At 73.2% G+C, this 13,967-nt stretch carries 14 protein-coding genes and 1 tRNA gene; 6 read left to right on the top strand and 9 right to left on the bottom strand.

What is annotated here, in order from left to right:
* Positions 1–8: 8 nt before the first annotated feature.
* Together nrtL and OG906_RS12080 are read right to left on the bottom strand one after the other, a co-directional pair.
* Positions 9–1,022: an ArgS-related anticodon-binding protein NrtL gene (gene nrtL, locus OG906_RS12075; RefSeq protein ID WP_329442410.1), complete on the bottom strand. Its 1,014-nt coding sequence runs from the start codon at positions 1,020–1,022 to the stop codon at positions 9–11.
* A 148-nt stretch (positions 1,023–1,170) separates the two neighbouring features.
* Positions 1,171–1,665, bottom strand: coding sequence for a response regulator (locus OG906_RS12080; protein ID WP_267798022.1), 495 nt, complete (start codon positions 1,663–1,665; stop codon positions 1,171–1,173).
* A gap of 82 nt (positions 1,666–1,747) precedes the next feature.
* On the opposite strand from OG906_RS12080, the gene OG906_RS12085 reads away from it, so the two are divergent.
* The 3 genes from OG906_RS12085 (at position 1,748) to OG906_RS12095 (ending at position 4,049) form a co-directional block, all read left to right on the top strand.
* Positions 1,748–1,819: transfer RNA gene (locus OG906_RS12085), tRNA-Arg, on the top strand.
* Between the two features lie 526 nt (positions 1,820–2,345).
* Positions 2,346–3,326, top strand: a complete 981-nt coding sequence (locus OG906_RS12090; RefSeq protein WP_329442413.1) for an XdhC family protein — start codon at positions 2,346–2,348, stop codon at positions 3,324–3,326.
* A gap of 315 nt (positions 3,327–3,641) precedes the next feature.
* Positions 3,642–4,049, top strand: coding sequence for a DUF6479 family protein (locus OG906_RS12095; RefSeq protein WP_267827569.1), 408 nt, complete (start codon positions 3,642–3,644; stop codon positions 4,047–4,049).
* Between the two features lie 185 nt (positions 4,050–4,234).
* Here OG906_RS12095 and OG906_RS12100 read toward each other — a convergent pair whose 3' ends face one another.
* The 4 genes from OG906_RS12100 to OG906_RS12115 form a co-directional block, all read right to left on the bottom strand.
* Positions 4,235–5,122, bottom strand: coding sequence for an ATP-dependent DNA ligase (locus OG906_RS12100; protein WP_329448004.1), 888 nt, complete (start codon positions 5,120–5,122; stop codon positions 4,235–4,237).
* Between the two features lie 5 nt (positions 5,123–5,127).
* Entirely contained in the window at positions 5,128–6,012 is an 885-nt protein-coding gene (gene ligD / locus OG906_RS12105) for a non-homologous end-joining DNA ligase (protein ID WP_329442416.1), read from the bottom strand.
* A 123-nt stretch (positions 6,013–6,135) separates the two neighbouring features.
* Complete coding sequence (ku, locus tag OG906_RS12110) at positions 6,136–7,323, bottom strand: non-homologous end joining protein Ku (RefSeq protein ID WP_329442418.1); 1,188 nt, start codon at positions 7,321–7,323, stop codon at positions 6,136–6,138.
* Positions 7,324–7,579: 256 nt separating this feature from the next.
* Positions 7,580–8,407, bottom strand: a complete 828-nt coding sequence (locus OG906_RS12115) for a nuclease-related domain-containing protein (RefSeq protein ID WP_329442421.1) — start codon at positions 8,405–8,407, stop codon at positions 7,580–7,582.
* A 387-nt stretch (positions 8,408–8,794) separates the two neighbouring features.
* Here OG906_RS12115 and OG906_RS12120 point away from each other — a divergent pair, with 387 nt between their 5' ends.
* The 3 genes from OG906_RS12120 to OG906_RS12130 all read left to right on the top strand — a co-directional run bounded on the left by OG906_RS12120 (position 8,795) and on the right by OG906_RS12130 (position 11,626).
* Complete coding sequence (locus OG906_RS12120) at positions 8,795–9,400, top strand: hypothetical protein (RefSeq protein WP_329442423.1); 606 nt, start codon at positions 8,795–8,797, stop codon at positions 9,398–9,400.
* 169 nt (positions 9,401–9,569) lie between these two features.
* Entirely contained in the window at positions 9,570–10,352 is a 783-nt protein-coding gene (locus OG906_RS12125) for a hypothetical protein (protein ID WP_329442425.1), read from the top strand.
* On the top strand, positions 10,349–11,626 hold the full coding sequence (locus OG906_RS12130; RefSeq protein ID WP_329442427.1) for a HAMP domain-containing sensor histidine kinase: 1,278 nt from the start codon (positions 10,349–10,351) through the stop codon (positions 11,624–11,626). Before OG906_RS12125 ends, OG906_RS12130 begins: the two co-directional genes overlap by 4 nt.
* Before the next feature lie 198 nt (positions 11,627–11,824).
* Here OG906_RS12130 and OG906_RS12135 read toward each other — a convergent pair whose 3' ends face one another.
* Genes OG906_RS12135 through OG906_RS12145 form a run of 3 tightly spaced genes read right to left on the bottom strand, consistent with a single transcriptional unit; the run spans position 11,825 to position 13,789 of the window.
* The gene (locus OG906_RS12135; RefSeq protein ID WP_267797150.1) at positions 11,825–12,097 is read right to left on the bottom strand and encodes a hypothetical protein; all 273 of its coding nucleotides are present in this window, start codon (positions 12,095–12,097) and stop codon (positions 11,825–11,827) included.
* Positions 12,098–12,107: 10 nt separating this feature from the next.
* Positions 12,108–12,821, bottom strand: coding sequence for a TetR/AcrR family transcriptional regulator (locus tag OG906_RS12140; protein WP_267797149.1), 714 nt, complete (start codon positions 12,819–12,821; stop codon positions 12,108–12,110).
* A 29-nt stretch (positions 12,822–12,850) separates the two neighbouring features.
* On the bottom strand, positions 12,851–13,789 hold the full coding sequence (locus OG906_RS12145) for an AurF N-oxygenase family protein (protein WP_329442430.1): 939 nt from the start codon (positions 13,787–13,789) through the stop codon (positions 12,851–12,853).
* Between the last annotated feature and the right edge of the window lie 178 nt (positions 13,790–13,967).

Here is a 13,967-nt window from a genome sequence, read left to right on the forward strand (position 1 = left end):
TTTGCGGGTCACAGGCGTTCAGGGGCGTCCATGCCGAGCAGGGTCAGGCCACCGGCCAGCACCGTCCCGGCGGCTTCGGCGAGAGCCAGCCGGGAGCGGTGGGCGGCCGAGGGTTTCTCGTCGCCCTGGGGCAGTACCCGGTACTGGAAGTCGAGCAGGGCGTCGGCCAGCTCGACGAGCTGCCGCACGAGTCGCTCGGGCGCACGGTGGTGCGCGGCGGCCTCCAGGGCGAGGGGGTGCTCGCCGAGGACACGCAGGAGGGTGTCCTCGCCCACCACCTCGCCGGGCAGGCTCTCGAACCCGAGCTGGGCGGCGTTGCGGGTGAGCGCGCGGGCTCGGGAGTGGGCGTACCGGACGCGGAAGAACTCGTTGGACTCGTCCTGCGCGAGCAGCCGCTCGGTGAACACCGGGCTCTCGTGCGGCGCGACGGAGAGCATGGCCCAGGCGGCGCCGTCGACCCCGAAGCGCGCGACGACGTCCCCTTCCCTGGCGGGGACGGGGGCGATGTTCGGTGAGGAGGGCGCGCTCGGTGCGGGTTCGGCGGTCTGGGTGGCCGCGATCCTCAGCAGGACGTCACGGACGACGCGCGCGCGGAGTTCGGTGCGGGGAGCGGGGACGACGGCGAGGCCTTGACCGTGGTCCTGATCTTGGTCCTGTTCCTGGTCGGAATCCGGGGCGCATCCGTACCGGATTCCCTGGGCGTGGATCTCCCGCACCAGATCGGCGACGGAACGCTTCCGCAGCACGAAGTTCAGGAACCCCGCCCCGGTGATCTCGACGCGCTCGATCCCGTCCGACACCTCCAGCCGGCGCGCGAGCACCGCCGCCACCTCCCCGGGTGCGCGGCGGGCCGACCTGGCCACCTGGAACGCGACGGGCGTGGCGTACTCCCCCACCCCACCGGGACGGGTCCGCTCGACCACGACCCGCTCGGGAACGACCGCGTCCACCGGCAGCTCCCCGTCCTCGACGGCGCAGCGCACGGCGCGCACGACGGTACGAGAGAGGTCAGCGGGGGTCACGTCACCCAGCCTAGGGGAGAAGCCCCCGGGTCACGCGAAGGGTTTCGGCATGTGAACACACGCGTGAACACATACAAGAGGACAGCACCCGCGCGTGCGGTTCACACACGAGGCCCATCCGTCCGCCCCTTACGGCTCGCCCTGGGGCTTACCCTCGCCCTCTCCCTGCCGGTGTCCCTTTCCGCTCGCGCCGGTCCCGACGCTCGGCCAGCCTGCGCACGACGCGCACCAGCTCGGCGGGCTCGAAGGGCTTGGCGAGGAACGCGTCCACACCGGCGGCGATCCCGACCTCGACCTCGTACTGGGTGCACGCGCTGACGATGGCGACGGGCAGGTGCCGCGTCCGCGGATCGGCCCGCAACTGCGCGGCCGCCCCGAACCCGTCCAACCGGGGCATGACCACATCGAGGGTGATCACGTCGGGACACACCTGGTGCACGACGTCCAGGCACTCGGCACCATCGTTCGCGGTCACGACCTCGAAGCCCTCCAGCTCGAGATTGACCTTGATCAACTGCCGGATGACCTTGTTGTCGTCGACAACAAGCACCCGACCCGAGGCGCCTGACACAACTCGAGAGTAGGTCCGCCACAGGCCCCGCGTCCGGGTTTTTGCCACTTCCACCCCCTGCGGGCGACGCACTCCCCACTCCCCGGTAAACGAGTTCCTGATCACCCGGTGAGAGCTGGTAGTGTTCCACCCGTCGCCGCAACACAGACGACGCGCCCCCGTAGCTCAGGGGATAGAGCAACGGCCTCCGGAGCCGTGTGCGCAGGTTCGAATCCTGCCGGGGGCACTTCGCAGGAAGTGCCCAAAGACCCCGCCATCAGCGAGTTCGCTGAGACGGGGTCTTCGCGTATGCGCAGCCAACTGCCGCTGTGGGCAGGCGTTGGACAGGCACTGCGGGCTATGCGCGGGCTGGACCTTGCCGGTTCTTGCATGAAGGCCAACGCGATTCACCCAGGGGCCTCTTCCTCGTGCTCGCGAAGCAGCCGACTGCGCTGCCGCTCCGCGCTGTCGCTCGTGCGCTCGGCGGCCTCGGGTCGGGCTCCCCCGGCGGCGCCCTGAACTGCCCTCTCCTTCAACGCGCGGACGTGGGCTACGCGCGGCGGGGTGTCGTGCTCGGCAGTCCGGGGTCCTTGTCCGCGTATGGGAGGGAAGGGGCGTGGGTCGGTGGTCCGTACGAGGGGGTGGGGGTGGGTCTGTGGGATTTGGGGGGTGGGGTGGAGGGGGTGGCGTGCGTAGGTTGGAGATGAGGCCACCTTGCGCCGGTGACCAGGTGCTTTGTGGCGGGCTCTGACGATGAGGATGGGGCAGGCGCGATGCGTGAGTTGGTGGAGACGGCGCGGCGGTGGGTGGCCGAGGGGCGGGAGGCGTATCTGGCGCGGCCCGTGACCGAGCAGGGGTTCGGGCCGCGGGATCCTGCCGGGGCGGTGTTGGTGGATGCCGGCGGGGAGTGTGTGGGCGCGCTGTACCGGGGGGTCTTCGATGCCGAACTCGTCACCGAGGCGGGCGCCTTGGGCGGGGGGAGCGCGCGGGTGTGCGAGCTGTCCGTCGGGGCCGGGGAGGCCGTCGAGGCGCGGTTGACCTGTGGTGGGCAGGCCGAAGTGCTGTTGCAGCCGCTGGTGTCGATCCCGGGCGACTGGTGGGAGCTGCTGGGGCAGGGGGCCGGGGTGGCGTTGGTGACGCGGTTGAACGCGGCGGCCGATCGGGCGGTGAGCGAGGTGGTGCGGGCCGTGCGCCTGCCGGCCGATGACGCCGCGCGGCGGGCCGGGGAGCTGCTGGCGACCCGGCGGCCTGGGCGGGACGCCCTGTACGGGGGATCGGGACTGGTGCTCGTGGAGGCGTACCCGTCCGCTCCACGGGTGGTCGTCGGGGGGACCGGGGAGCTGGCCGAGATCATCGGGCGGCAGGCGGCCCTGCTGGAGTGGGGGGTCACGGTCGTGGAGTCGGCCGCGGAGGCCGCGAAGGTCCTGGCGGATCATCGGGACGCCGCGTGTCTGGTGCTGCTCAGCCACGACCCGGACTTCGACGTGCCGACGCTGCGGACGGCGCTCGCGCTCGGGATCCCGTACGTGGGGGCGCTCGGTTCCCGGCGGACCACCACGCGGCGGCGTGAGGGGCTGATCGCGGCCGGGGTGAGCGAGGCGGAGTTGGCGCGGGTGCACGGGCCGATCGGTCTGGATCTCGGGGCGCGGACGCCGGCGGAGACGGCCTTGGCGATCTGCGCCGAGATCCTCGGGGTGCTCGGGGGCCGGGACGGCGGCGGGTTGCGGGATTCCGAGGGTCCGCTGCGGGGCTGAGCGTGGGCGTGATCCGGTGCGTGGCGCCCGGTGGGTGCCGCGTTCCGGGGGCCTTCCGGCCCCGGGGTTCCCCGCGTCCAGGAGGTGTCCGCGTCCCGGGCGTACCGTCCGGGGTTACGCCGCGCCCGGGGCGTCCCGGCCGGGGTTCCCCGTCCAGGAGGCGTCCCGGCCCGGGGTGACCGTCCGGGTTACACCACGACCGGGGGAGGCCGTCCCGGCCGGGGTTCCCCGTCCAGGAGGCGTCCCGGCCCGGGGCGGGGGACGTTTCCGCGGTCGCAGGAGTGAAGACGGACCAAATGCGGGAAACTAGTACACATGGACACGAACCTGATCTATCTCGCGGTGGACAGGACCCTCACGAACATCGCGTGGCTCCTGGTCGTCGGACTGATCGTCGTGGGTTTCCTGCTCGGCGGATTCATGCTGGGCAAACGGGTTCGGGCGCACGAGCCGGCGCCACCCAGCACCGAGAGCCAGCCCCACCTGCCCGACGGCGGTGCGGTGCTGGAGGTCTCCGAGGAGCGTGAGCCCGTGGAGTTCCCCACCGCCGGCCTGCGTCCGCACGAGATGCAGGGGTACGGGAACTTCGGCTCCCGGAGCCACAGCCACCAGGAGGACGCCCGCGCGGAGCGGGAATCCGGGTACGAGCACCCCAATCCGCGGCCGCCGGCGGACAAGCAACCGCCGACCGTGCCTCCGCTGGGCGGCGTGAAGCCGGTCTGATCCCCGCCCCGGCGCCCCGGCAGCGCCCCCGCCCTGACGGGGCCTGACCTCCCGCCGTACGACCTCCGACCCGCGCAGTCCGCGCGGGTCGGAGGTCTGCTTGCGTCGGGGGTCCACGGTCGGTGGGTGCGTCATCCGGGCACGTCGGAACCGCTCAGGTCACAATCGGATCGGGTCCGTGCACGTCAGGGCAGGTCGGTGCGCAGGCGCAGGACCTCCGGGGGCGGGTGGCGGCCCGAGGTCTGGCGCACTTCCGCCGCCAGGGGCGGGTCCAGCGGGTGGTACGGGACCTCACCGAGGCCGATGGCGGTCACGGTCGCCCCGGCGGGGGCGGTCTGCGCGCGGCGGGCCAGGGTCGCGGCCAGTTCGGTGCGCAGCCCCGGGGACAGGGGGCTGGAGACCAGCGGTTCCTCGTCCTCGCCGGGGAGGACGAGGACCAGCGCGAGCGGGCGGCGCGGGGTGCCGGTGTGGCCGATGACGGCCGCGTCCCGGACGTTGGTGTGGCGGAGCTTGCGCCAGCCGCGCCGGCCGGCCGGGTAGGACTGGTCCAGCCGTTTGACGACGAGGCCCTCGATGCCGCCGGCGGGCAGGGTCTCGTACCAGGTCTCGGCGAGTTCCGGGTCGGTGGTCATGGGCACCGGTTGGAGGGGTGGGCCGAGCGGGAGCAGCAGGTCGACGAGGAGGGCGCGGCGCCGTTCGTACGGGCGGGCGCGCACGTCGAGCCCGGCGAGTTCCAGTACGTCGAAGGCCGCGTACGAGGCGGGGAGGGTCCGGGCGAGCAGCGCGGCCCTGCCCGGGGTGGCGGCCGCCCGTCGTTGGACGAGCGCGAAATCGGTCCGTCCGGCGTGCCAGACGACCACTTCCCCGTCGAGGACGGTGCCGGCGGGCAGCATCAGCGCCGCCGCCGCGAGGTCGGGGAAGGCGGCGGTGACGATTCGCCCGGAGCGGGCCTGGAGCACCGTTTCCTCGGCCGTGCGCACGATGACGAGGCGGTGTCCGTCGAACTTCGGCTCGTACGCGAGGCCCGGCTCGCGCGGCAGGGTGGCGACGGCGTTGGCGAGTGCGACCCGGATCGTGTTCACGGCAGCCCGCCGGCCTGGTCGGGGTCGAGCAGTGGGGCGCAGAGGTCCCCGTCGCGGGCGAGCCGGGGTGGGATGTCGTCGGCGAGGAAGACCAGCTCGGCGGGGTCGTGGCAGGCTTCCACCTCGTCCCAGGAGACGGGCGCGGAGACGGTGGGCCGGGCGCGGGCGCGCAGGGTGTAGGGGGCGGCGGTGGTCTTGGCGGCGGCGTTCTGGCTGTGATCGACGAAGACCTTGCCGGGGCGCAGGTTCTTGGCCATCCGGTGGACGATCAGGTCCGGGAGCTCGCGTTCGGCCTCTTGGGCGAGGGCCTTCGCGTACGCCGACACGCGCTCGGACGGGGTCGGCTCCAGCGGCACGATCAGGTGGAGGCCCTTGGAGCCGGAGGTCTTGGCGCAGGCGTGCAGCCCGTCGGCGGCGAGGCGTTCGCGGAGCCAGAGGGCGGCGGCGCAGCACTCGACGACGGTGGCGGGCGGTCCGGGGTCGAGGTCGAGGATCAGCCGGTCGGCGATGCCGGGGGCGTCGGCGGGCCACTGGTGGGTGTGGAACTCGACGACGAGGTTGGCGGCCCACATCAGGGTGGGCAGGTCGCCGACGACGACCTGTTCGGCGGTGACGTCCTCGGACCGGGGCACCGGGGTGGTCCGTACCCAGTCGGGCGTGCCGGGCGGCGGGTTCTTCGTGAAGAAGAGCTGGCCGTCCGGGCCGTCGGGGTAGCGCAGGAACGAGACCGGCCGGTCGTGGAGGTGGGGCAGCATCGCGCCCGCGACGGAGGCGTAGTAGTGCAGGACCTCGCCCTTGGTGAAGCCGCTCTCCGGGTACAGCACCTTGTCCAGGTTGCTGAGCGAGATGCGGCGCCCTTCCACCATCGTGATCGGCGCCATACCAGCAGACTGGCACGGATGGGGGCGAAGCGGGCGGTCGGGACGGGCCAGTCGGGTGGGGGCGCAGCGGCTCGCCCGGATGGATGGACGGACGGATGGAGGGGCGGAGGGGCGGCGCGGGCCTCAGGCCGAGGCCGCGCGCCGGGTGGTCTTCTTCGCCGTCGCGGTCTTCGCCGCGGCGGTCGCCGTTTTCGCCGTGCGCGTCGTCTTCGTCGCCGACGCTGCCGTGCTCTTCGTGGCGGCGGTCCTGCTCGTGGGCGTCTTCGCCGTGGACTTCCTGGCGGCGGTGCTCTTCTTGCCGCCGGTCTCCTTGGGCGTGGTGGTGGAGGTGGTGGCCTTCTTCGCCGCGGAACCGGTGGCCTTGCGGGCCTGGGTCGTCTTCGCCGTCGCCGCGGGGGCCGCCCGCTTCGCGGGTGGGGCCTTCTTCGCGGCGGCCTTCTTCTCCGCCGCGGCCTTCCTCGTGTGGCCGGGCACGGGCAGCGTGCGCACCTCGGCGTCCGTCCCGCCGTCGGCCGCGGCGGGCTCCCCGCGAGATTCCCTGGCCGCGCGGACGCTGTTCTCCAGGGCGGCCATCAGGTCGATGACCTTCCCGCCGGCCGGGGCGGCCTCCTCCTCTTCGCGGGGCGGCTCGACGCCCTGGAGTCGGGCCTCGATGACCTGTTGGAGGGCCTCCTGGTACTCGTCGTGCAGCGCGGACAGGTCGAAGTCCTGGGAAAGCATGTCCATGAGCGAGCGGGCCATTTGGAGTTCCTGGGGCCGGATCGTCACGTCCCCCTCCGGGGTGATGCCCGCTGCGGGTCGGACCTCGTCGGGCCACAGGCAGGTCTGGAGGACCAGGGTGTCCTCGTGGACCCGGAGCACGGCGAGGGCCTCGCGGGACCGGATGGCGATCTTCGTGACGGCGATCTGCCCGGACTCGGTGAGGGCCTCGCGGAGCAGGGCGTACGGCTTGGCGGCGGCGCGGTCGGACGTGCCGACGTAGTAGGCCTTGGAGAACATCAGCGGATCGATCGTCGAGGCGTCCACGAACGCCAGCACGTCGATGAGCTTCTTGCTCGGGAGGGGGAGGTCGGCGAGGTCCTCGTCGGACAGCATGATCATGCTGCCGTCCGGGGCCTCGTAACCCTTGGTGATCTCGTGGTACGGGATCTCCACGTCCTCGGCCTCGCAGACGCGCCGCAGCCGCACCCGGGAGCCGTCCTTCCCGTGCACCTGGCGGAGCGGAATGTCGTGCTCCTCCGTGGCCGTGAAGAGCTGCACCGGGATCGTGACCAGCCCGAACGAGATGGCTCCCTTCCAGGTAGCCCTCATGCCGCGCTCCTTCCCTGGGGAGGTCCTCAGGCTATGCCGAGGAGCCGGAGCGCGACACTCGACGGCGGGCGCGACCGCGCCGGCGGCGGGCCGCTAGGTCCTGTCGTCGAAGTGGCGCCGGTGGGGCCCGCGGTGTCCGGTGCCGTGCATCGCGAGGCGCAGGGGCGCCCGTGTACTGGACGTACTCGGGTGCCCGACAACGCGGCGAGGTGCGGTACCGGGCGCCGCGGGCCAGGCGAGACTTCGACGACAGGGCCTAAGCGCGGGCCCCGGTCCGTGGCCAGGCGGGGCCGAGCCAGGTGCGGGTGTCGCGGGCGAGGGCGTACAGGGCGTCGACGTCCGGGGGCTTGAGGGTGGCCGGGGTCGAGGCGAAGTGGGCGGCGGCGGTGCCGGGTTGGAGGATCCGTACGTCGCGCAGGGTGGGCGCCGCCTCGACCCGGGAGGCCTCGACGAGGGCGAGCGCGGGGACGACCGGCGCCGCCAGCACACGGGTGGCGTACGCGGCCGCGAGGCGGGCCGAGCGGGGTTCCGGGCCGGGTTCGGCGCGGCCCACGGTGAGCAGGAGGTCCCCGATCCGGGCACGCTGACGGCGTCCGGGGACGGTGCGGACGCAGAAGACCCCGGGCGGCCCGATGAGCAGGTGGTCGATCACGCCGCCGTCGGGCAGCGGGACGGCGTGCAGGACCCGGCAGTCCTCGCTCTCCAGTGCGTCGAGTTCGGCGCCCATCCGTTCCAGCGCCTGGAGTTCCTGGCGGATCCGGTGCCGGGCCCGGGCGCCCGGAGAGCCGTACGTCAGCTCGCCCACCAGGGGCTCCCCCGGCCGGTTCGGGGCGAGGTCCTCGTCCGGGGGCAGCGCGAGGCGGAGCAGGTCGGCGGCCGTGGGCACCGGGGGCGGGCCGACGGTCCAGTCGCCGGTCAGGTACGGGCGCAGGGCCGTCAGGACCGCCTCGCGGCGGGTGTCCGACAGCAGACTGACCCGGTTGGTCCGCCGGTCGTACCAGGCGACCGCCTCGCCGTCGGGCAGGTTGACGTACAGCCGACCTCGGCCGGGCCGGCCGCTCGGCAGCACCTTGAGTCCGGGCATCGCCCTCACCCCCGCAGTCCATGGGAGCAGGCCGGACGCCGACGGACAATCCCCCTGCCGGGTCCTGCGGCGGGCCCTACCGGGTCCTGCGGCCGGGCTCCGTCGTTGGAGTGACGCGGGGCTCCTCGTGGGAACGGGGAGCCGCACGGGGTGTGCGGGCCGTGCCGGGTGCGCGGGGCCCGTGTGGCGTGCGGGGCCTGCGATCGACTGTGTAACGGCCCGTGTAACGACTCCGACGGGACCCCGTCGGGTTGCTGTTACAGAAGCACCGCTGTACCGCAATGACGGGCGCCTACGTTTATGTCACCTGAACACGCCCGCATGTCACCCGAACACGCCCGGCCCCCTGGACACGCCAGGGACCCGACCCGCAACGAAGGACCTTCCGTGAACACCGTCAGCCGTCGCAGTCTCGTTCGCGCAGCCGCCGTGACCGCATGCGCCGGCAGCCTCCTGGCCCTGCCCACCGCCGCCGCGCTCGCGGACGGGGTGCCGGCCGCGTCGACCGGGCAGCGGACCCTGGTCAAGAGCCTCTCCCTCGCGGACGGCGAGTCCCTGGCCCGGGTCTACCGGGTCGCCGACAACGCCTACGAGGCCGAGATCCTGCGCGACGGTGCCCGGATCGCCACGTTGGCCGGCCGGGACGGTGCGACCGAGGTCGGCGGTTCCGGCGACCTGCACGTCTCGCTGCGCGCGGACGGCCGGCTCACGTCGTGGGTCGGTGACACCCGTCCCGCCGGCGACGCGTCGCACGCCCTGTTCGGCGACGGCCACAAGACCGGGACGCGCAGCGGGCACACCGTCCCCGTCTCGGCGCACACCCCGGAGTCCGCGGCGCGTGCGGGCGGGACCGCGGAGGCGCTGCGACTGAACACCCTGGCGGACGGTCCGGGCGAGGGCGTGCTGCTGCTCGCGGCGGGCGGCGGCATCGCGGCCGTCGGCGCCGCCGGGCTCGGCTTCGCGATGGTGCGGCGCGGACGCACGGAGGGCTGACGCCCCGGCGCCTTGTCGGCCGGCGGGCGGTGGGCCGAGACCCGGGCGGCGGCGGGCCGGATCGGCCGGGAGTCCACCGGACGGACGCGTGAGCAAAAGGGATGTATCTCTGCATAAGGTTGACGGAAACCGACCGTCACCGGCCGCCGCAGAGAGGATGGCCCGCCCCGTGAAACCCCTTCCCTTCCGGAAGCGCACCGTCCTGCTGCTGCCCGCCCTGCTGCTCCTGACCGCGGCCTGTGGCGACTCGGGCGAACTGGTCGCCGCGGGGCCGACGCCGACGGCGAGCGGGCCCGTGAACCTGTGGCCGGGGCGCGAGGGGGCCGTGGTGCCGCCCGCCGATCCGGGGGGCGCGCCGCCCGAGTACGTGCCGGGGCTGCCCCGGGTCAAGAACCAGGACGTGCACGCGGTCGACCCCGTGGCGCTGGTCCAGGCGGAACTGCGCGCGCACCCGAACACCGACGTCGGCCCGGACGGGATGCCCCGGGAGACCGCCGACGCGGTCCTGGCCTGCGGGACGGAACCGGGCGCGAAGTGCCCCGTCCTGAGCCCGTACTACCGGGACCTCACCGGGAACGGGAAGGACGAGATCGTCGTCGGGATCGAGCTGCCCGACAAGATGCTGTCCGTACGCGCCTACACGGCGGACCCCGACGGGCGGCTCAACCGGATCATGGCCACCATCGACACCGTGATCGGCGTGGAACTCGCCGGCCGGGACGTGATCCTGCGGGCCCCGAGCGGCAACAACGGCTACGAGCTGATCACCGCCTGGTCCTGGGACGGGAAGCAGCGCAGCATGCTGCCGACGCGCGAGCAGATCGTCCGGGTGCCGGGGCCGGCGCGCCCGCGGCCGTCGACGGAGGCCACCCCGGGCCCGGAGGCGGGTTCGGCGACGACAACGGGGACGGCGACGGGGATGGCGACGGCGACGGGCGGGGCCTCGTCGTGAGACACCGGTTGCCGGCCTGGACCGCCACGCTGACCTGGAAGTCGGCGTGCTTCATCGTGGTCATGTGCTGCTCGCTGGCGGCGGTGCTGGGCGCGCTGGTGCACGTGGAGGTGACCCGGCAGACGGTCGGGACGGCGCGCGACAAGGCGTTGGAGAAGCTGCGCGACGCGTCCCGCGCCTACGAGGCGGGCGAGGCCCTGCCCCCCGATTCGGGGCTGGACCCGGCGGAGTTGCCGCCGTCGCTGCGGGAACTCGCGGTCGGTGGCCGGCAGGGGACGGTCGTGGGCACCCACGACGACCGGCCGACGATGTGGGCGGCCGGCCCCGCGGACGGCCGGGCGCTGGCCACCGCCGTCGACTACAGCCAGAGCGCGCGGACGATCAGCGGCCTGGACCACGCCATCATCGGCTCCTCCCTGCTGGCGATCGGGGGAACGCTGCTGGTGGGGGCGTTCGCCGTGACGCGCGTGACCCGGCGGCTGCACCAGACGGCGACGGTGGCCCGACGGATCACCCAGGGGGACCTGGACGCGCGGGTCGGCGATCCGCGCACGTGGGACCCGGCTCGGCACCAGGACGAGGTGGCGACGGTGGCGGGTGCGCTGGACACGATGGCGGGCAGCCTCCAGGCGAAACTGATGAGCGAGCAGAGGTTCACGGCGGACGTGGCGCACGAGCTGCGGACGCCGCTGACGGGCCTGCAGGCGGCGTCGGAACTGCTGCCGGAGGGGCGGGCGACGGAACTCGTACAGGAGCGGGTCCGTACGATGCGCCAACTCACCGAGGACCTGCTGGAGATCTCCCGACTGGACTCGGGCAGCGAGGCCGTGGAGACCGACCTGCACCAGCTCGCCCGGCTCGCGGGAAGGGTGGTGCGGGCCTCGGGGACGGACACGGAGGTCGTCGTCGTCCGGGACGCGCACGTGGAGACGGACCGGCGACGGCTGGAACGGGTGCTCGGCAACCTGGTGGCCAACGCCCACAAGCACGGGCGCGCGCCGGTGGTCCTGACCGTGGACGGGCCGGTGGTGACCGTACGGGACCACGGCGACGGCTACCCGGACTACCTGATCGCGCACGGCCCGCAACGCTTCCGGAGCGGGTCGGACTCCCGCTCGGGCAAGGGCAAGGGCAAGGGCAAGGGGCACGGGCTGGGGCTGACCATCGCGGTCGGACAGGCCCGGGTCATCGGGGCGCGGCTGGAGTTCCGGCGCGGAACGGGGGGCGGGGCGCTGGCGGTGGTCACCCTGCCGTTGCCCTGGCCGGGCGGGTGAGGGGCGGGGTGGCGGGCCCCACGGGCCTGCGGCTGTGCCCCGTCCGAGCGGTGACGGTGCCGCGCGGCGTCGATGCTGCCGGCCCCGGCTGCGCCGGGCGCCTCAAACGCCGGCGGGGCTGATCACGGCACCGCCGGGCCGGGTCGGGACGGGCGCCCGCCGGGGCGCCTCAAACGCCGGCGGGGCTGACTACGGCGGTCACGCCTGGGGTGGGGTCTTGGTCCAGGGCCAGCGGGGTTTGGGCCTGGTGCCCGAGGGGACGAAGGTGTACTTCCAGCCCTTCTGGAGGCCCAGCCGCTTCGAGTAGCCCGCCGGGACGCGCTCGTACAGCAGGACCGTCGGGGCGCCGCCGTCCGGGGCGGGGACCGGGATCTCGTACCACTTGGCGGGGTGCCCGGTCGGGCCGAGGAGGATCGGGAGGGTCCGGCCGTCCATCGGGCCGCCCTCGAAGGGGGTGGGTTGGCTTCTCACCCCTCCAGTGTCACAGCAGGTGGGCGGCCTCGGAGACCACGGGGATCACGCGGCGGGCGAGCACCCCGACCGGTCCGTCCGCGGATTCCAGGGACAGGGCCGCGCGGGCGGCGGCGGCGGTCTCCGGGTCGGTGGCGGCGGTCGCCGTGAGCAGGGCGATGAACTGGTCCAGCAGCCAGTCCCGCAGCTCCTGCACGCCGGGCTGCTTGCCCTCGTCGATCCAGATCAGCGAGGCCGCCTCGACGGCGGTGATCCAGGTGCGGACCATCATGCGCAGCCGCGGGCCGGGGTCCGGGACGCCGAGGTGGACGAGGATCTGTTGGGCGGCGGCCCGGCGGATGCCGTCGACGGTGGCCGTGGTGCGGGAGGTCTCGACCACGCTGCCGCCGTTGAGGAGGGCGGAGAAGCCCGCGTCGTGTTCGTCGACGAAGGCCAGGTAGCGGTCCAGGGCCCGTGACAGTCGCCGGGTGAGGGGTCCGGCCTGGGGTTCGGCGAAGCACTGCTCCAGGAGTTCGGCCGCGGAGCGCAGGGCGGCTTCGTAGAGCTGCTGCTTGCCGCCGGGGAAGTACCGGTAGACGAGGGGGCGCGAGACGCCGGCGGCCTCGGCCACGTCGTCGAGGGAGACCTCCTCGGGCGCCCGGTGCGCGAACAGCGTGAGGGCGGCGTCGAGGAGTTGGGCCCGTCGCTCCTCGACGCTCAGCCTGCGGTACGCGCGTACGGTCATGCCCGCAGCGTAACCCCCGGGGCGGCGCCTCAGGCCAGGAGTCCGGAGCTCTGCCAGAGCCGGCGGCCGACCCCGCGCAGGATTCCTATGTCGTCGAGGAAGTCGGTGAGCCGCTTGGCGCCGGTCTGCATGACCTCGCGCCGGTGGCCGCTCGCCTTGACCTGGGCGACGGCTTCGTGGCGGTCGAGGCCGATGTTGTCGTAGACCTGCGGGTTGACGAAGGCCAGCGAGAAGACGCGGGCGGCCTCCCCGCAGCTGATCCGGGTGAGTTCCTGTTCCCAGCGCGGGGCCGTCAGCATCTGGCGGCGCAGTTCCTCGCGGGCGTAGCGGACGTGCCGGGCCTCCTCGATGACGTGGATGCGGGTGACCCCGCGCACCAGCGGCTGGATGCGCTCGTCCGGGAAGGTCAGTCGTTGCATCCAGTCCAGGATCTCCTCGCCGAGCAGGGTGCAGGCGAAGGAGCCGGGGGTGGTGGAGATCGTCTTGAGGACGCGGGCGAGGTTGTGGTTCGCGCGGGAGACCGGGTACTCGGGGGCGCCGCCCTTTTGGATCATGCGGGCGAACATCATGGAGTGCCGGCATTCGTCGGCGATCTCGGTGAGCGCGTAGCGGACGTGATTGCTGGTCAGCGACTTGTCGTAGATGTGTCGGACGAGCAGCTGCATCAGGATGATCTCGAACCAGATGCCGAGCGAGGCGAGCGCCGCCGCCTCGTGGCGGGAGAGCTCGATGCGCTGCTCCTCCCCCATCTTCTTCCACATGGGGGTGTCGTAGAGGGAGAGCAGTTCGGGCGGCCAGTAGTACTTGCCCTCGATCGGCGGGGCGTCCCAGTCGAGTTCCTTGTCGGGGTCGAAGGAGTGCTTGGCCGAGGATTCGAGCAGTCGTTCGGCGATCTGTTCGCGGTCCTTGAGCAGGCCGAGCGCGTCCTGCAGGACCCGGCGATCCGTGCGGTCGGTCGTGGTCGTCATCGCGGGGGCACCTCGCCCGTCGTGTGGGGTCGCCGCCGGGCGGGTTACCGGCGGTCATTGCTTATGAGACTGCCTGTCAGCAAGGTCGTCAATCCCCCGCGCACGACTTGTTGACCCCGTGTCTACCAACGTGTGACGCTGCCAACTGTCCGCTCTTGCAGGGAAGTACGTGAGACGA

This window comes from Streptomyces sp. NBC_01426 (genome assembly GCF_036231985.1).
GTDB lineage: Bacteria > Actinomycetota > Actinomycetes > Streptomycetales > Streptomycetaceae > Streptomyces.